This window comes from Pseudomonas halotolerans, from assembly GCF_039581215.1.
GTDB classification, from domain to species: domain Bacteria; phylum Pseudomonadota; class Gammaproteobacteria; order Pseudomonadales; family Pseudomonadaceae; genus Aquipseudomonas; species Aquipseudomonas tehranensis.
Window position 1 is genome coordinate 18,170 of sequence record NZ_JBCNTJ010000012.1, and the last position, 16,486, is coordinate 34,655.

Below are 16,486 nucleotides of genomic sequence, written 5' to 3' on the forward strand. Positions count from 1 at the left end.
ATCCTTACTCTTCCATCTCTGATAACAGACGCTGCATTTCGTCCAGGGCTTCGTCGGTCGAAGGCCCTTGGGGTTGTTCGATCTGCTCGGCAAGTGCGGCAATCGTCGGGTTATGGAACAGGCTGCGCAGCTCGATCCTGACCCCAAAGCGGCTTTCGACCTGGGTCATCAAACGCATCGCCAACAACGAATGCCCGCCCAGCTCGAAGAAACTGTCGAGCACCCCGACGTGCGGCAACGCCAGCAGGTCCTGCCAGATGTCGGCCAGTTGCTGCTCAAGCTCGGTGCGCGGCGCCACGCCCTGTACCGTGACCGGCTGCGGCGCCGGCAGGGCCTTGCGGTCGATTTTGCCGTTGGCGTTGAGGGCAAGACGTTGCTGCGTGATGAAGCCCGCCGGGATCATGTAGCCTGGCAACAGCGCCTCCAGATGCCGGCGCAGTTGCGCCGGGTCAACCGGGCTCGGCGCTTGCAGCCAGGCGAACAGGTGTTGGCTGCGCGGATCGATCATCACCACCGCCTCCTCTACGCCGGGGTAACGACGCAGCAGCGATTCGATCTCGCCAGGTTCGATGCGGAAGCCGCGCACCTTGATCTGGAAATCGCTGCGACCGACATAGGCCAGGCGACCGTCATCGCGCCGCCGCACCAGGTCGCCGGTGCGATACATGCGGCTGCCAGGTTCACTGGCATAGGGGTCGGGCAGATAGGCGGCAGCCGTTATGCCAGCGGCATGCTGATACCCCCGGGTCACCCCGGCGCCCGCGATATACAGCTCACCGGTGGTGCCCAACGGAACCGGACGCAGCATTTCATCGAGCACGTAGCAGCGCGTATTGAGCAACGGCGAGCCAATATCGGCCACGCCGGACGGCACCTCCTGCAACGCCTGAGTGGTGGACCAGACGGTGGTTTCGGTCGGGCCATAGGCATTGATCAGTACCACACCCCGGCGGCGCAACTCGGTCACCAGTTCACCGGGAACCGCTTCACCGCCGATCAGCCCGCGCACTGACGGCCAGTCGGCCTGCCCGGTCTCCAGGAGGATCTGCCAGCCAGCGGGTGTTGCCTGGAACACCGTGGCGCGGCGCAGCAAGGCAAACAGTTGATGGCCATCGACGACCTGCTCGCGCCGGGCCAGCAGTATGGACGCGCCATTGACCAGCGGCAGAAACAGCTCCGGCTTGCACATATCGAAGGCGTAAGTGGTGCTGGCCAACCAGACGTCCATCGCGCTGAGCGGCAACTGCCGATCGAGACCGGCCAACAGGTTGCTCAGGTTCTGGCGTGTGACCTGCACGCCTTTAGGTGTACCGGTCGAGCCCGAGGTGTAGATCACATAGGCGCGTTGCTGTGGGTTGATTGCCCGCTCCAGGTTGTCGGCGCTGTACGCCTGCAGCGATAACTGATCGAGCCAGACGCTGTCGACCCCGGCCAGGGCATCGCCACACAGGCTTTCACTGAGCACCAGGGCCGGACGCGCGTGCTCGATGATCAAGCGCAGGCGATCCGCCGGCTGTTGCGGATCCAGTGGCAGGTAGGCCGCGCCGACTTTGTGAATACCCAGCAGGGTCGGCAGCAACCATGGCCCTCGAGTCAGGCACACGGCAATCAGGTCATCGGTGCCGACACCCTGTGTACGCAACCAATGGGCCAGGCGATTGCTGAGGGTGTTGAGCTGGGCATAGCTCAGTTGCTGATCCTGACAATCGACCGCCAGCGCCTGGGGTGTCAGTGCCACTTGACGCTCGAAACGGTCAATCAGATCGGCATCGCGGGGCAACGCCTCGACTGTCTGGTTCCAGGGGCGCAGGGCCAAGGCATGATCGGCATTGGCCAGGTCGATATCCCAGAGCCGTGCGTGGGGATTGTCCAGCATCCCGGCAAGCAGATGCAGGTATTCGTCTGCATAGCGTTGGGCCGTCCGGGGCAGAAACAGGTCAGTGTTGTATTCCAGAACGCATTGCCAATCGTCACCGTACTGCTCGATGTGCAGGCCGATATCCACCAGGGCGCTGTCGCTTTCCACATCCATTCGCTGCGCTGGCAAGCCGGCGAAACTGTCTTCACCCTTGGCTGCCTCACGCTGGATGAGGTTGAACAACGCCTGGAACAGCGGTGTGTGGCTGAGGTCGCGACGCACTTGCAACGCCTCCACCAGTCGTTCGAAAGGAACGTCCCCATGCTGCTGCCCGGCCAGGTGAGTGGCTTGCAATTGCTGCCAGAACTGTTCGACCGGTTGCCGGGCATCCACGTGACTGCGCAGCACTTGGGTGGTAGCGAAGTAGCCGATCAGGTTATCGGTGTGGGCCTGGTGGCGATGGGCGACCGGCAGGCCAACCCAGATCTCCCGCTGGCCCGAATGCCGGGCCAGGAGAACGCTCCAGGCGGCCAACAACGGTGCGAACGCGGTCAGCCCGTGGCGTTGCGCGGTCTCGCGCAAATGTGTGACCAGTGTTGCCGGCAGGCTGAAGCGCAGCCGTTGCCCGTTGTAGCCCTGCTCCGCGGGGCGGGGCATGTCGGTGGGCAGGTTCAGCACCGGCGGCTCCCCTCCCAGGGTTCGCCGCCAGTACTCCAGCTGCGATTCGATACACGCTTGCCCTGCCGGACTCTGCCAACTGGCCGCGACGTCAGAGAACTGCAGCGGCAATGGCGGCAGGCCAGCGCTGCGTTCTTGCAGCAGGGCCTGGTAGATCAGTTGCAGTTCATTGAAGAAAATTTCCAAGGAGCGGGCATCGGCGATGATGTGGTGCAAGGTGACCTGCAGCACACTCCGGTTCTGACCCTGGTACACACGGACCCGCCACAGCGGTGGCGCCGACAGGTCAAAGGGCCGTTGTGCCTCCTGACTCAGTTCCAGCGCAAAGGCCGGCGAATGCTCGTCGCGCGCCAACGGCTCGAAGCTCAACGGCACCTTCAAGTGATCCTCGACACACTGGCGCGCGCCGTCGGACGTTTCACTGAACACCGTGCGCAGGCTGTGTTGGCGGTCGATCAGTTGTTTGAGGGCCTGCTCCAGCAACACAGGTTGCAGGAGCCCTTCCAGACGCAAGGCCAAAGACAAATGGTAGGCCTGGGTATCGCCCTGCAAGCGATCGAGGAACCACAAGCGCTGCTGAGTGAAATGCAGCGGTGCCAGGGACTCGTTGAAAGGCCGCAGGATGCCTTCGGTTTCAATACGCTTGAGCGCCACCTGCGCCGCAAAATCGCGCAGGACCGGTTGCTCGAACAACGTGCGCAAGGGCAGGCGCCGGCCATGCTGCTCGGCAATTCGCGCCACCAGACGCGCCGCCAGCAACGAGTGACCACCCAGGGCGAAGAAGTTGTCGTGCGCACCAATGTCGGTGCATCCCAGCAGTTCCTCCCAGAGCCGGGCCATCTCTTGCTCCCACTCGCTCGACAGCGTGCCGCGCTGGCCGTCGCGTTGCTGCGGCGCCGGCAACGCCTTGCGGTCAACCTTGCCGCTCGGGCTCAAAGGCAGGGAGTCCAGGCGGACAAACTGGCTTGGCAACATGTAGGCCGGCAATTGCGTGCCGAGTGTCTCGCGCAGCAGCACTTCATCCAGTACGTCGCCTGCGTAGTAACCCACCAGGCTCGCAGTTTCACCGCTGCCCAGCAGCACGACAGCCGCTTCGCGCACCCCTGGAATACGCGCCAGCAGCGCTTCGATTTCACCCAACTCGATCCGGAAGCCGCGCAGTTTGACCTGGAAATCCAGACGTCCCAGGTAATCCAGACTGCCACTGCGGTTGCGCCGGACCCGGTCACCGGTGCGGTACATGCGGGCGCCGGGCACGAAAGGATCGGGCAGGAAAGCCGCCGCGGTCAGTTGCGCCGCCGCGAAATAACCCCGGCCAAGGTTGGCCCCGGCCAGGTACAGTTCACCGGGCACCCCGGCGGCCACTGGCTGCAAATCGGCATCGAGGACATACGCGGCCGTGTTGACCACCGGCTGCCCGATCGGCACCTCCACCCCCTCTTCAGTGCCGTTGCGCACCTCAAAAGTGCTGTAGACCGTCGCTTCTGTCGGCCCATAACCGTTGATCACCCTGGCACCTCTGCCCTCCATGGCTTCGGCCAACGCACACGGCAGCGCCTCACCGCCGGAAACGGCACGTACGCCTTGCCAACTGCGCGAGGTGTGCGCCACCAGCATTCGCCAGGTCGCTGGCGTGGCCTGCATGATCGTCGGCTGCCCGGCCATCAACAGTTGATCGATCGCTTGCGGGTCGCGCGCCTGTTCGCGATCGGCCAGCAGGATGCTGGCGCCGTGTGCCAGAGGCAGCAGCAATTCGACAATGGCGATATCAAAGGTCGCGGTGGTCAGGGCCAGCACCCGGTCCCGGGCAGTCATGGGCAAGACCTGCTCCACCGCCAGCATCAGGTTCATCAGGTTGCCACGGCTGATGGCCACGCCTTTGGGCTGGCCCGTGGAGCCCGAGGTATACAACACGTAGGCCAGTTGATCGGCTGTCGCTGGCGCAGCCTTGAAGCGGTCGGCCGCGCTCGGGGCCTCAATGTCCAGCAACGGCACACCGCTGTTCCACTCTGCCAACACCGCCAGGCTCGCAACAGTGCCCAGGCACAGTTTCGGTTGCGCCGCCTCAAGAATGTAACGGCCACGCTCCGGCGGCGTATCCTCGGCCAATGGCACGTAAGCGGCTCCGGTCTTGAGGATCGCCAACATCGCCATGGGCAGACGGGCGTCACGGGGCAGACTCAGGGCCACGCGATCTTCGATGCCAATGCCATGGGCTTGCAGGGCCGCCGCCAATCGCTCGGCAGCCCGGTCCAACTGGGCGTAGCTCAGACGCTCATCACCGGCCAGTACGGCTATCGCCTCCGGTTGGCGGGCCACCTGAAGCGCAAAGGCCTGGAGAATGTCCTGATGACCGGTGACGGCACGCCCCTCGATCCGGGCAAGAGGGTTTTCGACCGATTGCCAGGCCAGCTCACCCAGGGCCTGCCCTGGCTGCTCGAGCAACGCATCGAGCAATGCCAGGTACTGCTCGGCCATCGCTTGCGCCGTCTGCTCGCGGAACAGGTCGCTGCTGTATTGAAGGCTCAGGCTGATGCCATGCGCGCTGTCCCGCACGTCCAGGTGCAGATCACACAGGGCGCTGTCCGGGCGGTTGTCCAGCGGCTCGGCGATCACATCGGTCAAGTCAAAACGCTCCAGGGCATTGCCCGGGAAGTAGTTGAACATGGCCTGGAACAATGGGTTGTAACTGACCTGCCGAACCACGCCGAGCTGCTCGATCAGGTAATCGAAGGGCAAGTCCTGGTGGGACTGAACCGATACAGACAACGCTTGCAGCTCACTCATCAGCTGCAGCAGGCTGCGTTCGCCGCAAAGCTTTTTGCGATACACCAGGGTGTTGACGAAGCAACCGACCAAGGGTTGCAACACCCCATGGTGCCGGTTGGCCACGGGAACCCCGACCAGAATGTCGTCTGTGCCGCTGCGACTGCGCAGCAGCAACTGGAACGCGGTCAGCATCGGGATGAAGTTGCTCCAGCCGTGGCGGCCACTGAAAGCGCGCAAACGTGCCGCCAGGGCCTCGGGCACGCGCAACTCAACCCGCCCGCCCGCCTGACTGGCCTGGGCAGGACGGGGGAAATCGGCCGCCAGCTCCAGCACCGGCAGCTCACCGGCCAACTGCTCACGCCAGAAGCCCAGTTCCTGCTCGCAGGCCTTGCTGTTCATCCATTGGTGTTGCCAGAGCGCGTAGTCGGCGTACTGCATTGACGGCTCTGTCGGCGCCGTTGTCAGGCCCTGACGTCGATTGCGGTACTGCTCGCACACACCATCGATGATCAATTGCAGGGACCAGCCATCGGCCACGATGTGATGACAGTTCAATGACAGGACGCACACATCCGAGGCCAGGCGATAGAGTCGCGCGCGCAGCAACGGAGCGGTTTGCAGCGAGAAAGGTGTCATCGCATCCTGGCGCAGCAGAGCGTGCAAGGCCTCTTCGCTCGGCACTTCGATCAAGGGCAACTCAAGCTCGGTGCGCGCCAGGATCACCTGGCTCGGCCCTTGGGCTTCGTTGACAAACCCGGTGCGCAGTACTTCGTGCCGGTCGACCACGGCCTGCAGCGCGGCGTGCAGGTCGGCGACATGCAACTCGCCGGTCAAGCGGACGGCGCCGGCCAGGTTGTAGGCCGGGCTGTGAGGATCGAGTTGTTGCAGGAACCAAAGGCGTTGCTGGGCAAACGAGAGCGGCAACCTTTCAGGACGCGGCAACAGCATTGGCGATGACTTCACGCTGCCGGTCTGGTTTTCCAGCCAATCGGCCATGGCGGCAATGGTCGGGCGCTCGAACACCACGCGCAGAGGCAGGTCCTTGCCACTGAGTTTGCCGATCAGGCCAATCAGTTGAGTGGCCAGCAGCGAGTGACCGCCCAGCTCGAAGAAGTTGTCCTCCACGCCGACCTGAGGGAGCCCCAGCACGCTTTGCCACGCCTCGACCATCTGGCCTTGCAGCGCGCTGCAGGGTGCAACGTAGCGGGCCTGACTTTGCGCAGCGAAATCCGGCGCGGGCAAGGATTTTCGGTCGATCTTGCCGTTGCCATTGAGTGGAAACCGCTGCAGAAACACAAAGGCGCCTGGCGTCATGTACGGCGGAAGGTTGCCCAGGACATGCTCGCGCAAGGCTTCGATGCTGAGCTGAGCATCGCCCACCACGTAGGCCACCAGCACCTTGGAACGTTGCTGGTCGTCACGGGCCACGACCACCGCCTCCCGAACGCCAGGGTAACGGGTCAGGCAGGCTTCGATCTCGTCCAGTTCAATGCGGTGCCCGCGGATCTTGACCTGATGGTCGGTACGGCCGACGTATTCAAGATCACCATTGGGCAGGAAGCGCGCCAGATCGCCGGTGCGATACAGACGCGAGCCATCGTTGGCGATCGGGTCCGGCAGGAACACCGCCGCCGTGCGCGCAGGGTCTGCCATGTAGCCGCGACCGACGCCGACACCGGCGACAAAAATTTCCCCCACCGCACCGGCCGGGACTGGCTGCAGGTCGGCATTGAGCAGGTACAAGCGGTTGTTCAGCGTGGCGCGACCGATGGGCACATTGATGCGTTGTTCCGGCAAACGTTCGAGCAACGGATGGAAGGCCACATCGTCGGAGCATTCGGCCGGCCCGTACGCGTTCATCAACGGGATCGCGGGATAACGTTCGAACCAGCGACGGGCCAATGCCGGCGGCAGAGCTTCGCCAGTGGCCAGGACCCAGCGCAGGTGCGAACGTTCGAGGCCGGCGTCAAGCAGGCTCTGCATCAGTGACGGCACGGCTTCGAGGATACTGATGCCGTGCCGTTCAATGGCCGACGCCAGCGCCTCGGGGTCTTGCACAACGCAATCGCCGAGGATCACGGTGCGCGCCCCCAGCACCAGACCGGCAAGGGTTTGCCAGACGGAAATATCGAAGCATTGCGGCGCGGTCTGGGCAATCACATCGGTCGCCTCGAGCCCCAGGCCCGGCAGCTTGCCGAGGATGTTGTTGAGCATGCCGGCGTGCGCCACCATGGCCCCTTTGGGCGTACCGGTGGAGCCGGACGTGAAGATGCAATAGGCCAACGAACAGTCATGAACCGGGACGTTCAGGTCGTCATCGCTGTAGGTGCTCAATACCGCAGGATCGTAGAGCACGGATTGGGGCCGCTGCTGGAGTAAATCCAAGGCCTCCATCGCCAGCTCGCCCTGCCCTGCGCTGTGAATCAGCAACGGTGTGCGGCTCTGGCGCAGTACCTGGGCCAACCGCTGAGGCGGGTTGCGCGGGTCCAGTGGCAGCCAACCGGCACCGGCCTTGAGGGTGGCGACAATCATCACCACCAGGTCCAGGCCACGCTCGTCGAATACCGCGACCAGGTCGTCGGCGTTGACCCCCTGCGCGCGCAAGTGCCGGGCCAGACGGTTGGCCGCGCGATTCAACTGGTCGAAGGTCAGGCTCCGCTCGCCATGAACCATGGCAATGCGTTCGGGCGTCTGGCGCACCTGTTGCTGCAATCGCTCGATGTACAAGGGTTGCAGCAACGGCTCGTCGGCCGCCAGACCGCCGCTGGCCCAGACCTGATGCTGGAGGGCAATTTCACGCTCATCGAGCATTGCCAGGTGATGCAAGGGTGTCTGTGCGTTCGTGCAGAGGGCATCACCGATGTTCAGCAGCAACGTTCGGAAGTGGCGCAGCATCTGCTCGATTTCTTCGCGCAGGAACCAGTCGGTCTGGTAGGTCAGTTGCAGATGCAGGCGTTCACCCGGAACGATCACCACCGTGATGGGATAGTTGGTGTGGGTGCGGTTGGCCATGTCGCTGATCAGGTAGTCCAGTTGCCCCTGACGCAGGTCAGCGGCAATGGGCGCGTTCTCGAACACGAACAGGCTCTGGAACAGGTCCTGGCGCTGCACTTCGCTCCAGCGCTGGATTTCGGCCAGGGACACGCTTTCGTGTTCGCGCAGGCTCAGGTTCTCGGTCTGCAAGGCCTTCAGCCATGGGCCGAGCGCATCATCGGGACGCCACCGCCAGCGCAGCGGCAGGCTGTTGATGAACAGGCCGACAATGCTTTCCATGCCTTGCAGGTGAACCGGACGCCCGGCGACCGTGATACCGAACACCAGGTCGCGATCCCCGCTGTAACGCGCCAGCAGCAACGCCCAGGCCCCTTGCACCAGAGTGTTCAGCGTGATGCCCTGTTGGGCCGCCGCGCTTTGCAATGCCTGGGTCTGCTCAAGCGTCAGCTGTTCGACACAGTCTTCAACAGGCTCGGCAGCGCCCTGAATGCGGCCGACATGGCCAAAACCAAACTCGTTAGGCGTGTCGAAGCCCGCCAGGCGCTGTTGCCAGAAGGCCTGATGGTCCTCGGGCTTCTGGGTTTCCAGCCAGCGAATGAAATCGCGATACGGACGCGGCGCCGGCAGCTCCAGGCGACGGCCTTCCTGGGCGGCGCGGTAGCCGTTGAGGAAGTCCATCATGATGATCGAGAAGCACCAGGCGTCCATCAGGATGTGGTGATAGCTGCGCACGAACTGGTAGGTATCGGGCGCCAGCTTGTACAGCCTGACGCGCATCAGCGGCGCCTTGGTAAAGTCCAGTCCCTGAGTTCGTTCCTCACTGAGCAACTGCTCCAGGCGATCCTGTTGCTCGCCTTCGCTCAAATGCGACCAGTCCTCATAGGTGATCGGCAATTCGACCTGCTTGTGAACGACTTGCATCGGACGCTTTTGCTGCTTCCAGACAAAGGAGGTGCGCAGCAGCTCATGGCGCTCCACCACCTGCGCCCAGGCCTGACGGAACGCCGCCAGATCGAGATTCGGCATGACCATGACATGACGGTACTGCAGCAGGTACATCCCCTTGCCGGGGTGCAGCAGACTGTGGAACAGCAGGCCTTGCTGCATGGGAGCCAGCGGATAAATCGCTTCGATGTTGCGCGAAAGTGCTTTGACCTTGTCGTTCATGCTGACGGTATCCGAACCTGTAATGTTGGGGGACTCAGGAGTAATCACTGCTCGAGTTGTTCGAGCAGCCCCAGGAATTCATCGTCGGACAAGCCGGAATCAGCGAAGTCCGAAGCCGTGGCGCGACCCACCGTGGGCGCCAGGCAGTGTTCGAGCAAGGCGCCAACGCGCTGCTGGAATTGCCCGGCCAACTCGCGAACCAATGCTGGCTCATGGACCTGCGGGTCATAACGCCATTCGATATGCAGCCGGCCCTCGTTCACCAGCGCGGTGACATCCAGCAGGTGCGTGCGGCGAGTGCCGTCGGCGCGCATGCCGGGACAGATCGGCCGGGCCAGTCGCCAAAGACGGGACGCCTCGAGCCATTGGTCAACCCGCCCCAGGTAGTTGAAGGTCAGCAGCGAGGCCGCTCCCAGGCCGTGGGCCGGATCGAGGCGCAGCAGTCCGTAACCCATGCCCTGTTCAGGCACGCGGCGCAGGGCTTCCTTGGCGGCGATGATCGCGCGCTCAGGATCCCACGAGGTGTCGACGGCCAACGGATAGCGACTGGTGTGCCAACCGATCGAGCGGGACAGATCAGGGCCCTGCTCCCAGCCGCTGCGCCCGTGGCTTTCCAGTTCCAGGGTGACTCGCTCGCGTCCCAGCCACTGGCCGATGGTGCCGGCCAGGGCGGCTACCAGCAGATCCTGGACCTGCGTGCCATACGCCCCATGACAATCGCCCAACAACCAGCGCGTTTGCTCAACCGACAGCTGTGCATCCAGCGTGCGGCTCTCACCGTACACACTGCGCTGTTCAGGCACGGTGCCCTCAGCGGCCAGTTGCTCATGCCAGAAATCCACCTGGGCCGACACCTCGGACTCACTGCGGTGGCGCTGTAAAGCTTCGCTCCACACATGAAAACCTGCGGTGACGGCGGGCAGCACCATGTCCGGCTGCAAGTACAGGCTTTCCAGCTCGTGCAGCAGAACCTGCCAAGAGACGGCATCGACCAACAGGTGATGGGCCGTGCAGAGCAACTCCCGGCTTCGGGCGAAGTACACCCAGCGAATCAGGGGGGCCTGGGCCAGGTCCCAGCCCTGCTGCGAGCGCATCAGCAGGGCTTCGCTCAAGGGCTCCTCCTCCACTCGCCACAGCGCGTTGACCTGGTCCGGGGTGAAACCTTGATAGCGTTGCTGCCAACCCTCGGGGGTGGCTTCAAAGGTCAGGCGCAAGCTGGCGTGGCGCTTAAGCAACACGCCCAGGGCGTCGGTAAACCGCTGCTGATCCAGGGGTTCGTCCAGGGCCAGCAACAGCGACTGATTCCAATGCTCGGACAGATCCTGCTGCTGGGCAAAAAACCAATCCTGGATAGGCGTCAAGGCGAATGCCGTGGTCGGCTCAGGCACATCACCGGTGGGCCGCGCAGTCATCGCGCCAAGGTCCACCACCTGCTCGGCCCAGCCCCGCACGGTGGGATATTCGAAGATCTGTTTGGGCTTGAGCTGCAGGCCCTGTTGCTTGGCCCGGGCGATGATCTGCAAGCTCAGAATCGAATCGCCACCGACCGAGAAGAAATTGTCGTCCAGGCGCAGCTCCGGGTTGTTGAGAATCTCCCGGGCGATTTCCAGCAGACGCAGTTCGAGGGTGCGCTGTGGGGTCTGCACCACTCGGGCCAAGGCGCGAACGCTTGGCTCGGCAAACAATTGCTTGGGCGTCATCAGGATCTGTTGCTGACGCGCCAGGGCGATGATTTGCAGGCCCAGGATGGAATCGCCACCCAGGGCGAAGAAGTTGTCATCGGGCCCCACCTCGGGGTTGCCGAGCATGGTCCGCCAGATGTCCAGTAACGCGGTTTCCACAGGGCTCAGGGGCTGATCATTCGGCCGCTCCGACCCCTGGGCCGCCACCGTCGTTTGCTCAGCCAGGCGCAACAACGCCTGACGATCGACCTTGCCATTGGGCAGCAAGGTAAAACGGTCGAGACAATGCCACTGGGCCGGTTGCATGTAGTCCGGCAATTGCCGTTGCAGGGCCGTCTGGATTTCCACCAGTGCCGTGGACGGCGCGACCAGAAAGGCCACCAGCCGATGACCCGACAACGGCGTGGGGCTGTTCAACACTCGCACGTCGCTGACCTGCGGCAAGGCGCGCAACTGCGCCGCGACCTCTGCCGGCTCGACTCGATAACCGCGGATCTTGACCTGCTCATCGAGGCGACCGAGAAACTCAGCCTGCCTCTGATGATTGATCCTCACCCGGTCACCCGTGCGGTAACCATGCTCGCCAAAGCGTGCGTGATCGGCATCGCTGGCACTGAGATAGCCCTGCGCCACCGTCGCGCCCTGAACGTACAACTCGCCGCTGACGCCGATCGGCAACAAGGTGCCGTCAGGAGCACGCACGCTGACCTGGACATTGGCCAGTGGCCGTCCCAACGGCGCAGCGCCACTGGCGCCGACCTCATGAGTCAACACCCCGACCGTGGTTTCGCTGGGGCCATAGTGGTTGAGGATGCGCAAATCCGCGTTCAATGCGCGCAAGCGCGTCACCAGGTCCTGGCTCAAGGCTTCGCCACCGACAACCAGGCAACGCCGCGGCAATAGCCGCTGCGGGTCCGTGGCAACCAACAAGGCGTTGAGGTGCGATGGCACGATTTTCAACAGATCAACAGGCCGGCGCGCAAGCACGGCAGCCAATTCCTCGGCGTCGAAGGCCAGGTCCTCGGCCAGCAGGCGCAGACAGCGGCCGCTCAACAGCGCGCCGAACAACGCCGTGTGACCCAGGTCGGTGGCGCAACTGGCCAGGCTGGCCAGACTCGCATCAGCCGGCAGACTCAAGCGCTCAAGGCATCCGCTCACATAATGAATCAGATTGCCCTGGCTGACCTTCACGCCCTTGGGTCGGCCACTGGAGCCCGAGGTGTACACCACGTACGCCGTGAGATCGGCAGGCAGGGCCGCCCGCAAAGGCGCCTCACTGACCAACGGCGCAGAGGGCAACGCCAACCACCGAATCTGCTCGGGCAACCATTCGGGTCGCACGCCCTCGCTGATCCACACCTGGGGCATGGCATCCTGACAGATACCTTGCAAACGTGACGGCGGCCACTGCGGATCAAGGGCCAGGTAGGTCGCGCCGCACTGCCATGTTGCGAGCATGTGCATCACCAACTCACGACTGCGCGGCAGGCACAAAGCGATGCGCTCACCAGCAAGACTCGAGTCCTTGTGCAAACGCTCGGCACGGCCGACGACCGCACGGCCCAGTTCGGCATAGCTGAGCGTACCCTGCTCATCTTCGAGGGCAATCGACTGGGGCCTGAGTTCGCACTGCTCAGTGAAAGCCTGCCAGGCGTTGCTGACGGCAACCGGCACGTCTTCCCCGCTGAGGGACGACTGCTGCTCGGGTACCAGCCAATTGAGCTCGGCAAACGGCACCTGAGGCCGTTCGATCGCCGCCAGCGCCAGGGCGACGAACTGATCCCGATAGCGTTCGATGGTTTCATGGCGATACAGCGCCTTGCTGTAACGCCAACGGCAAAGAAAACCCTCTTCTTCGTCGATGATCACCATGTTCAGTTCGTGGGCCGCGCCCCGCTGTTCCGACAGCAAACGGTCCATGTACTGCTCGAAAGGCGCAATGCGCTCCTTGTTCAGCGTGAACATATGCTGGAACAGCGGCGCCCTGCCGGCCTGGCGCGGCAGATCCAACTGTTTGACCAGACGTGAGAACGGATAGTGGCGGTGCCGCAGGGCGTCTTTGACGGTGGCGTCTACCTGCCTGGCCCACTCGCCGCTGGACAGATCCCGACGCAGACGGCAGCGGATCGGCAGCGGATTGACCAGATACCCTGGCAGGTTGGCGTGCTCGCGCCGCAGGCGCCAGCCAGTGGGGGTTCCCAGGACAAAATCGTCCTGGCCCGACAGTACGCCCAGAAATTGCTGGAACAGCGAGAACCAGAACACATACGGCGTCACCCCCAGCGATCGGGCTACGGCGCGAAACCGAGCCGTGGTTACCGGATCGAAGCGGACCGACAACTCCCCGCCCTTGAATGTCTGGTTGCTGCCATACGGGAAATCCGTCGGCAACTCCAGCGCCGGGGCTTCGGCCAACTGCGCCTGCCACCAAGCCAGCTCCACGGGCTCGGCCGCTTCGCTGCGGATATGCAGATCATTGCAATAGTTGCGATAGGCATCGGGGTTCACGGCCGGCAGCGGCTGACCATTGATCAACGTGAACAACTCATTGAGCACAATGTAGAACGTGGCCAGATCCGCGGCGATGTGATGAATCACCAGCAACACGGTGTACTCGGTATGACCGTCGCGCGCGTTGCTCAAAAGGACTACCCGGCTGACGTCGCCGTCTTCGAGCTTGAAGGCAAGATCAGCCGACTCAGTGATATGTTGTTGCAGCGTCGCGGCGTCCGCATCGTGCAAAGCCACACATTGCAACGGCCGGACCCGTTCACGATGGCTCCACTGCAGCAACTCGCCGTTGCGCTCGGCATAGGGCGTGCACAACATCGGATAGCGCTGTTGCACCGTTGCCCAGGCGTCCTGCAGCCGTTGCGGCAAGTCCGGGGTTACGAACTGCGGCTTGATCCGCCCGGCATAGGCGATGTTATAGGCGCAGTTGTCAGGCTCCAGGCGCTGCAGAAACCAGAGCGCCTGTTCATTATCGGTCAGCGGCCGGGCCTCGAAGTAGTCGGGGTGGCGTTGCAGCCATTGCAGGATTTCGGCGTCGCGTGCGTGGAGCTGGGCATTGAGCGCCTCATCCAGCGCATCGGGCGATCCGTGCGTAACGATCAATTGACCTTCGGCTACCGATAGGCGAATTCCACGCAGCCAGCAGCGATGCATCAGGCGATCGAGCATTTGATGTCCTTCATTGTGCTTGTTCGAAACAGGCCGCCCATTGCGACGGCCTTCTGAAAGTCAGAGGCGATCAGCTTGCCGGGGCCGGCTCTGCCATCGCGACCACGACCTTGCGCGCCCCCTGGAAGGTCGAGCGCCCGTGAGCAACCAGCATGTTGTCGAGCATCAGCACATCCCCCGCCTGCCAAGGGAAACTCACCTGACAGCGCTGCAGGACCTCGCGGATGTGCTCCAGCGCCTCCAGTTCAATCGGCGAGCCGTCGCCATAAAACACGTTACGCGGCACACCCTGCTCCCCGACGATAGAGATCAATGTCTCGCGCACCGGCGCTGCAAGGTTGGAGATATGAAACAGATGCGCTTGATTGAACCACACCCACTCCCCGGTAACCGGATGCTGGGCAACGGCCTGACAGACCTGGCGAGTGGCAAGCTCACCGTCGTCCTTCCACTGGAATTGAATGTTGCTGGCACGACAGAAACGCTCGACCTGCGAACGGTCCTCAGTGCTGAAAGCCTGTTGCCAGGGCAAGTCCAGCCCATTGCCGTAATTGCGCACGTACATCAGGCGCTTCTCGGCAAAACGCTGGCGGATAGCGGGGTCGAGTTGGCGGTAGACAAGGCGGCTGTCGGCAATGGGGGTTTCACCGCCGACCTGTGAAGGCTGCACACAATGGAACCAGATCTTCATCGGCCAGTTCAGCGAATAGGACTGTTCATTGTGCAGCGGGATAACCTGATGGGCCGGGTATTCGGTGGAGGTGTATACCCGGTTGTTGAGCTTGGTGCGCGGGGTGGAAGCATAGTCGTAGGTCAGTAGCTCATGACCGAAGCTGCGGGCGAACTCCTCGAAGTCCGCTTCCCCCTTGAAGGCAAAACCGCGAAACAAAACACCACCCGCACGAAGCAACTCAGTGTCCACCGCCTGCAGGATCTGCGCTCGACTGGCCTGCCAGGCAGCTCCGGCAAGCGGGGCCTGGACTATGAACGGCAGGGTCTGCTCGCTACCCGGTACAACATCCATGGTTTGAACCTGTGCACGCACCAAACCGCTTTCCATTGTTAAGCCCCCCCGCCATTCCGATCAGCGTATTTTTCGAGAGCACAAACTAATACAAACGAGTAACAGCTGCAATAGAGAATCATTGTCATTCATGACAAATGTGTCGTCGACGACACATGTCATTTTGCCTGCAATACGCTCTCGCGCTCGGCGATATGCGACATCAGCAAATAGGCAGAACCCACCAGCCCCTGCATCGTATCGGCATAGCGACTGCGATTGAGGTACAGGAACTGGCGATTCTTCACCGCAAACAGATTCTGCCACGGGGGGGACTGGCGAAATGCCGCTGTGCTGGCTTCCGAGTCGAGCAGCTCTTCATAAGTGTCGATGATGAAATCACTGTTGAAGTCGCCGATTCGTTCCAGGCTGTAAGGCACGTTCTGGCGCGCCTCACGGTAGGCGGCGACCCGCCCCAGGCCAAAATCGGCGATGACGTCGTCCATGCCGCCGCGGCCGATCAACTGGAACCCATCGCTGTAGACCTCCAGCGTCGTCACGGTAATGCGTGAAGGATCTTTCACGCGTTTCTTGAACTCGCTGACGATCCATTGGTATTCGCTGAGCATTTCTGCATAGCGCTGCTGCTTGCCGACCAGCTCGGCAAGCTCTTTGGCGTAGGTCTTGATGTTGGTTTCCCGGGCAGGCAACAGCACGACCGGCGCGATCTTGCTGAGCTTTTCCTTGATGTCGGCGTGATACGACAACCCCACGATCAAGTCAGGCTTCAAGGCTGCGATAGCCTCCAGATCGGGCGACTGGTGCGAGCCGATGTACTGGATGCCCGTTACATCGAAGCGCTCCTGTGTGCCGCGAAACAACACATCCGAAAACAGCTTTTTTCGCCCCGTCGAACCACAGGGCTTGACCCCCAGCTCCAGCAGTTGAGCTGTCAGGCTGAAGTCATGTAAAGACACAATGCAATGGGGCGCCACGGGCACCTCCACTCGGCCAAAACTGTTCTCGAACACTTTGGTTTCTGCGGCATTGGCCTGGGCAGCCAGCAATGCCAACGGCACACACAGCATGCCGACCACACCTCGAAAAAAACCTTTCAACCGTTCCCGCACGTGTTTACCTCCAGACAATTCAAAT

4 protein-coding genes are annotated in these 16,486 nt (G+C 62.6%); all 4 read right to left on the minus strand.

The genetic code is table 11. The features are described 5' to 3' along the window. Nucleotides 1-4: 4 nt before the first annotated feature. Nucleotides 5-9,466 (minus strand): amino acid adenylation domain-containing protein, encoded by a 9,462-nt coding sequence (locus AAIS01_RS16730; protein ID WP_343469832.1) that lies wholly within the window; start codon nt 9,464-9,466, stop codon nt 5-7. Between the two features lie 44 nt (nt 9,467-9,510). After that, nucleotides 9,511-14,328, minus strand: coding sequence for a non-ribosomal peptide synthetase (locus AAIS01_RS16735; RefSeq protein ID WP_343469833.1), 4,818 nt, complete (start codon nt 14,326-14,328; stop codon nt 9,511-9,513). A 70-nt stretch (nt 14,329-14,398) separates the two neighbouring features. After that, complete coding sequence (locus AAIS01_RS16740) at nt 14,399-15,352, minus strand: TauD/TfdA family dioxygenase (RefSeq protein WP_343469834.1); 954 nt, start codon at nt 15,350-15,352, stop codon at nt 14,399-14,401. A 158-nt stretch (nt 15,353-15,510) separates the two neighbouring features. Then, on the minus strand, nt 15,511-16,461 hold the full coding sequence (locus tag AAIS01_RS16745) for an ABC transporter substrate-binding protein (RefSeq protein ID WP_343469835.1): 951 nt from the start codon (nt 16,459-16,461) through the stop codon (nt 15,511-15,513). Nucleotides 16,462-16,486: the final 25 nt, after the last annotated feature.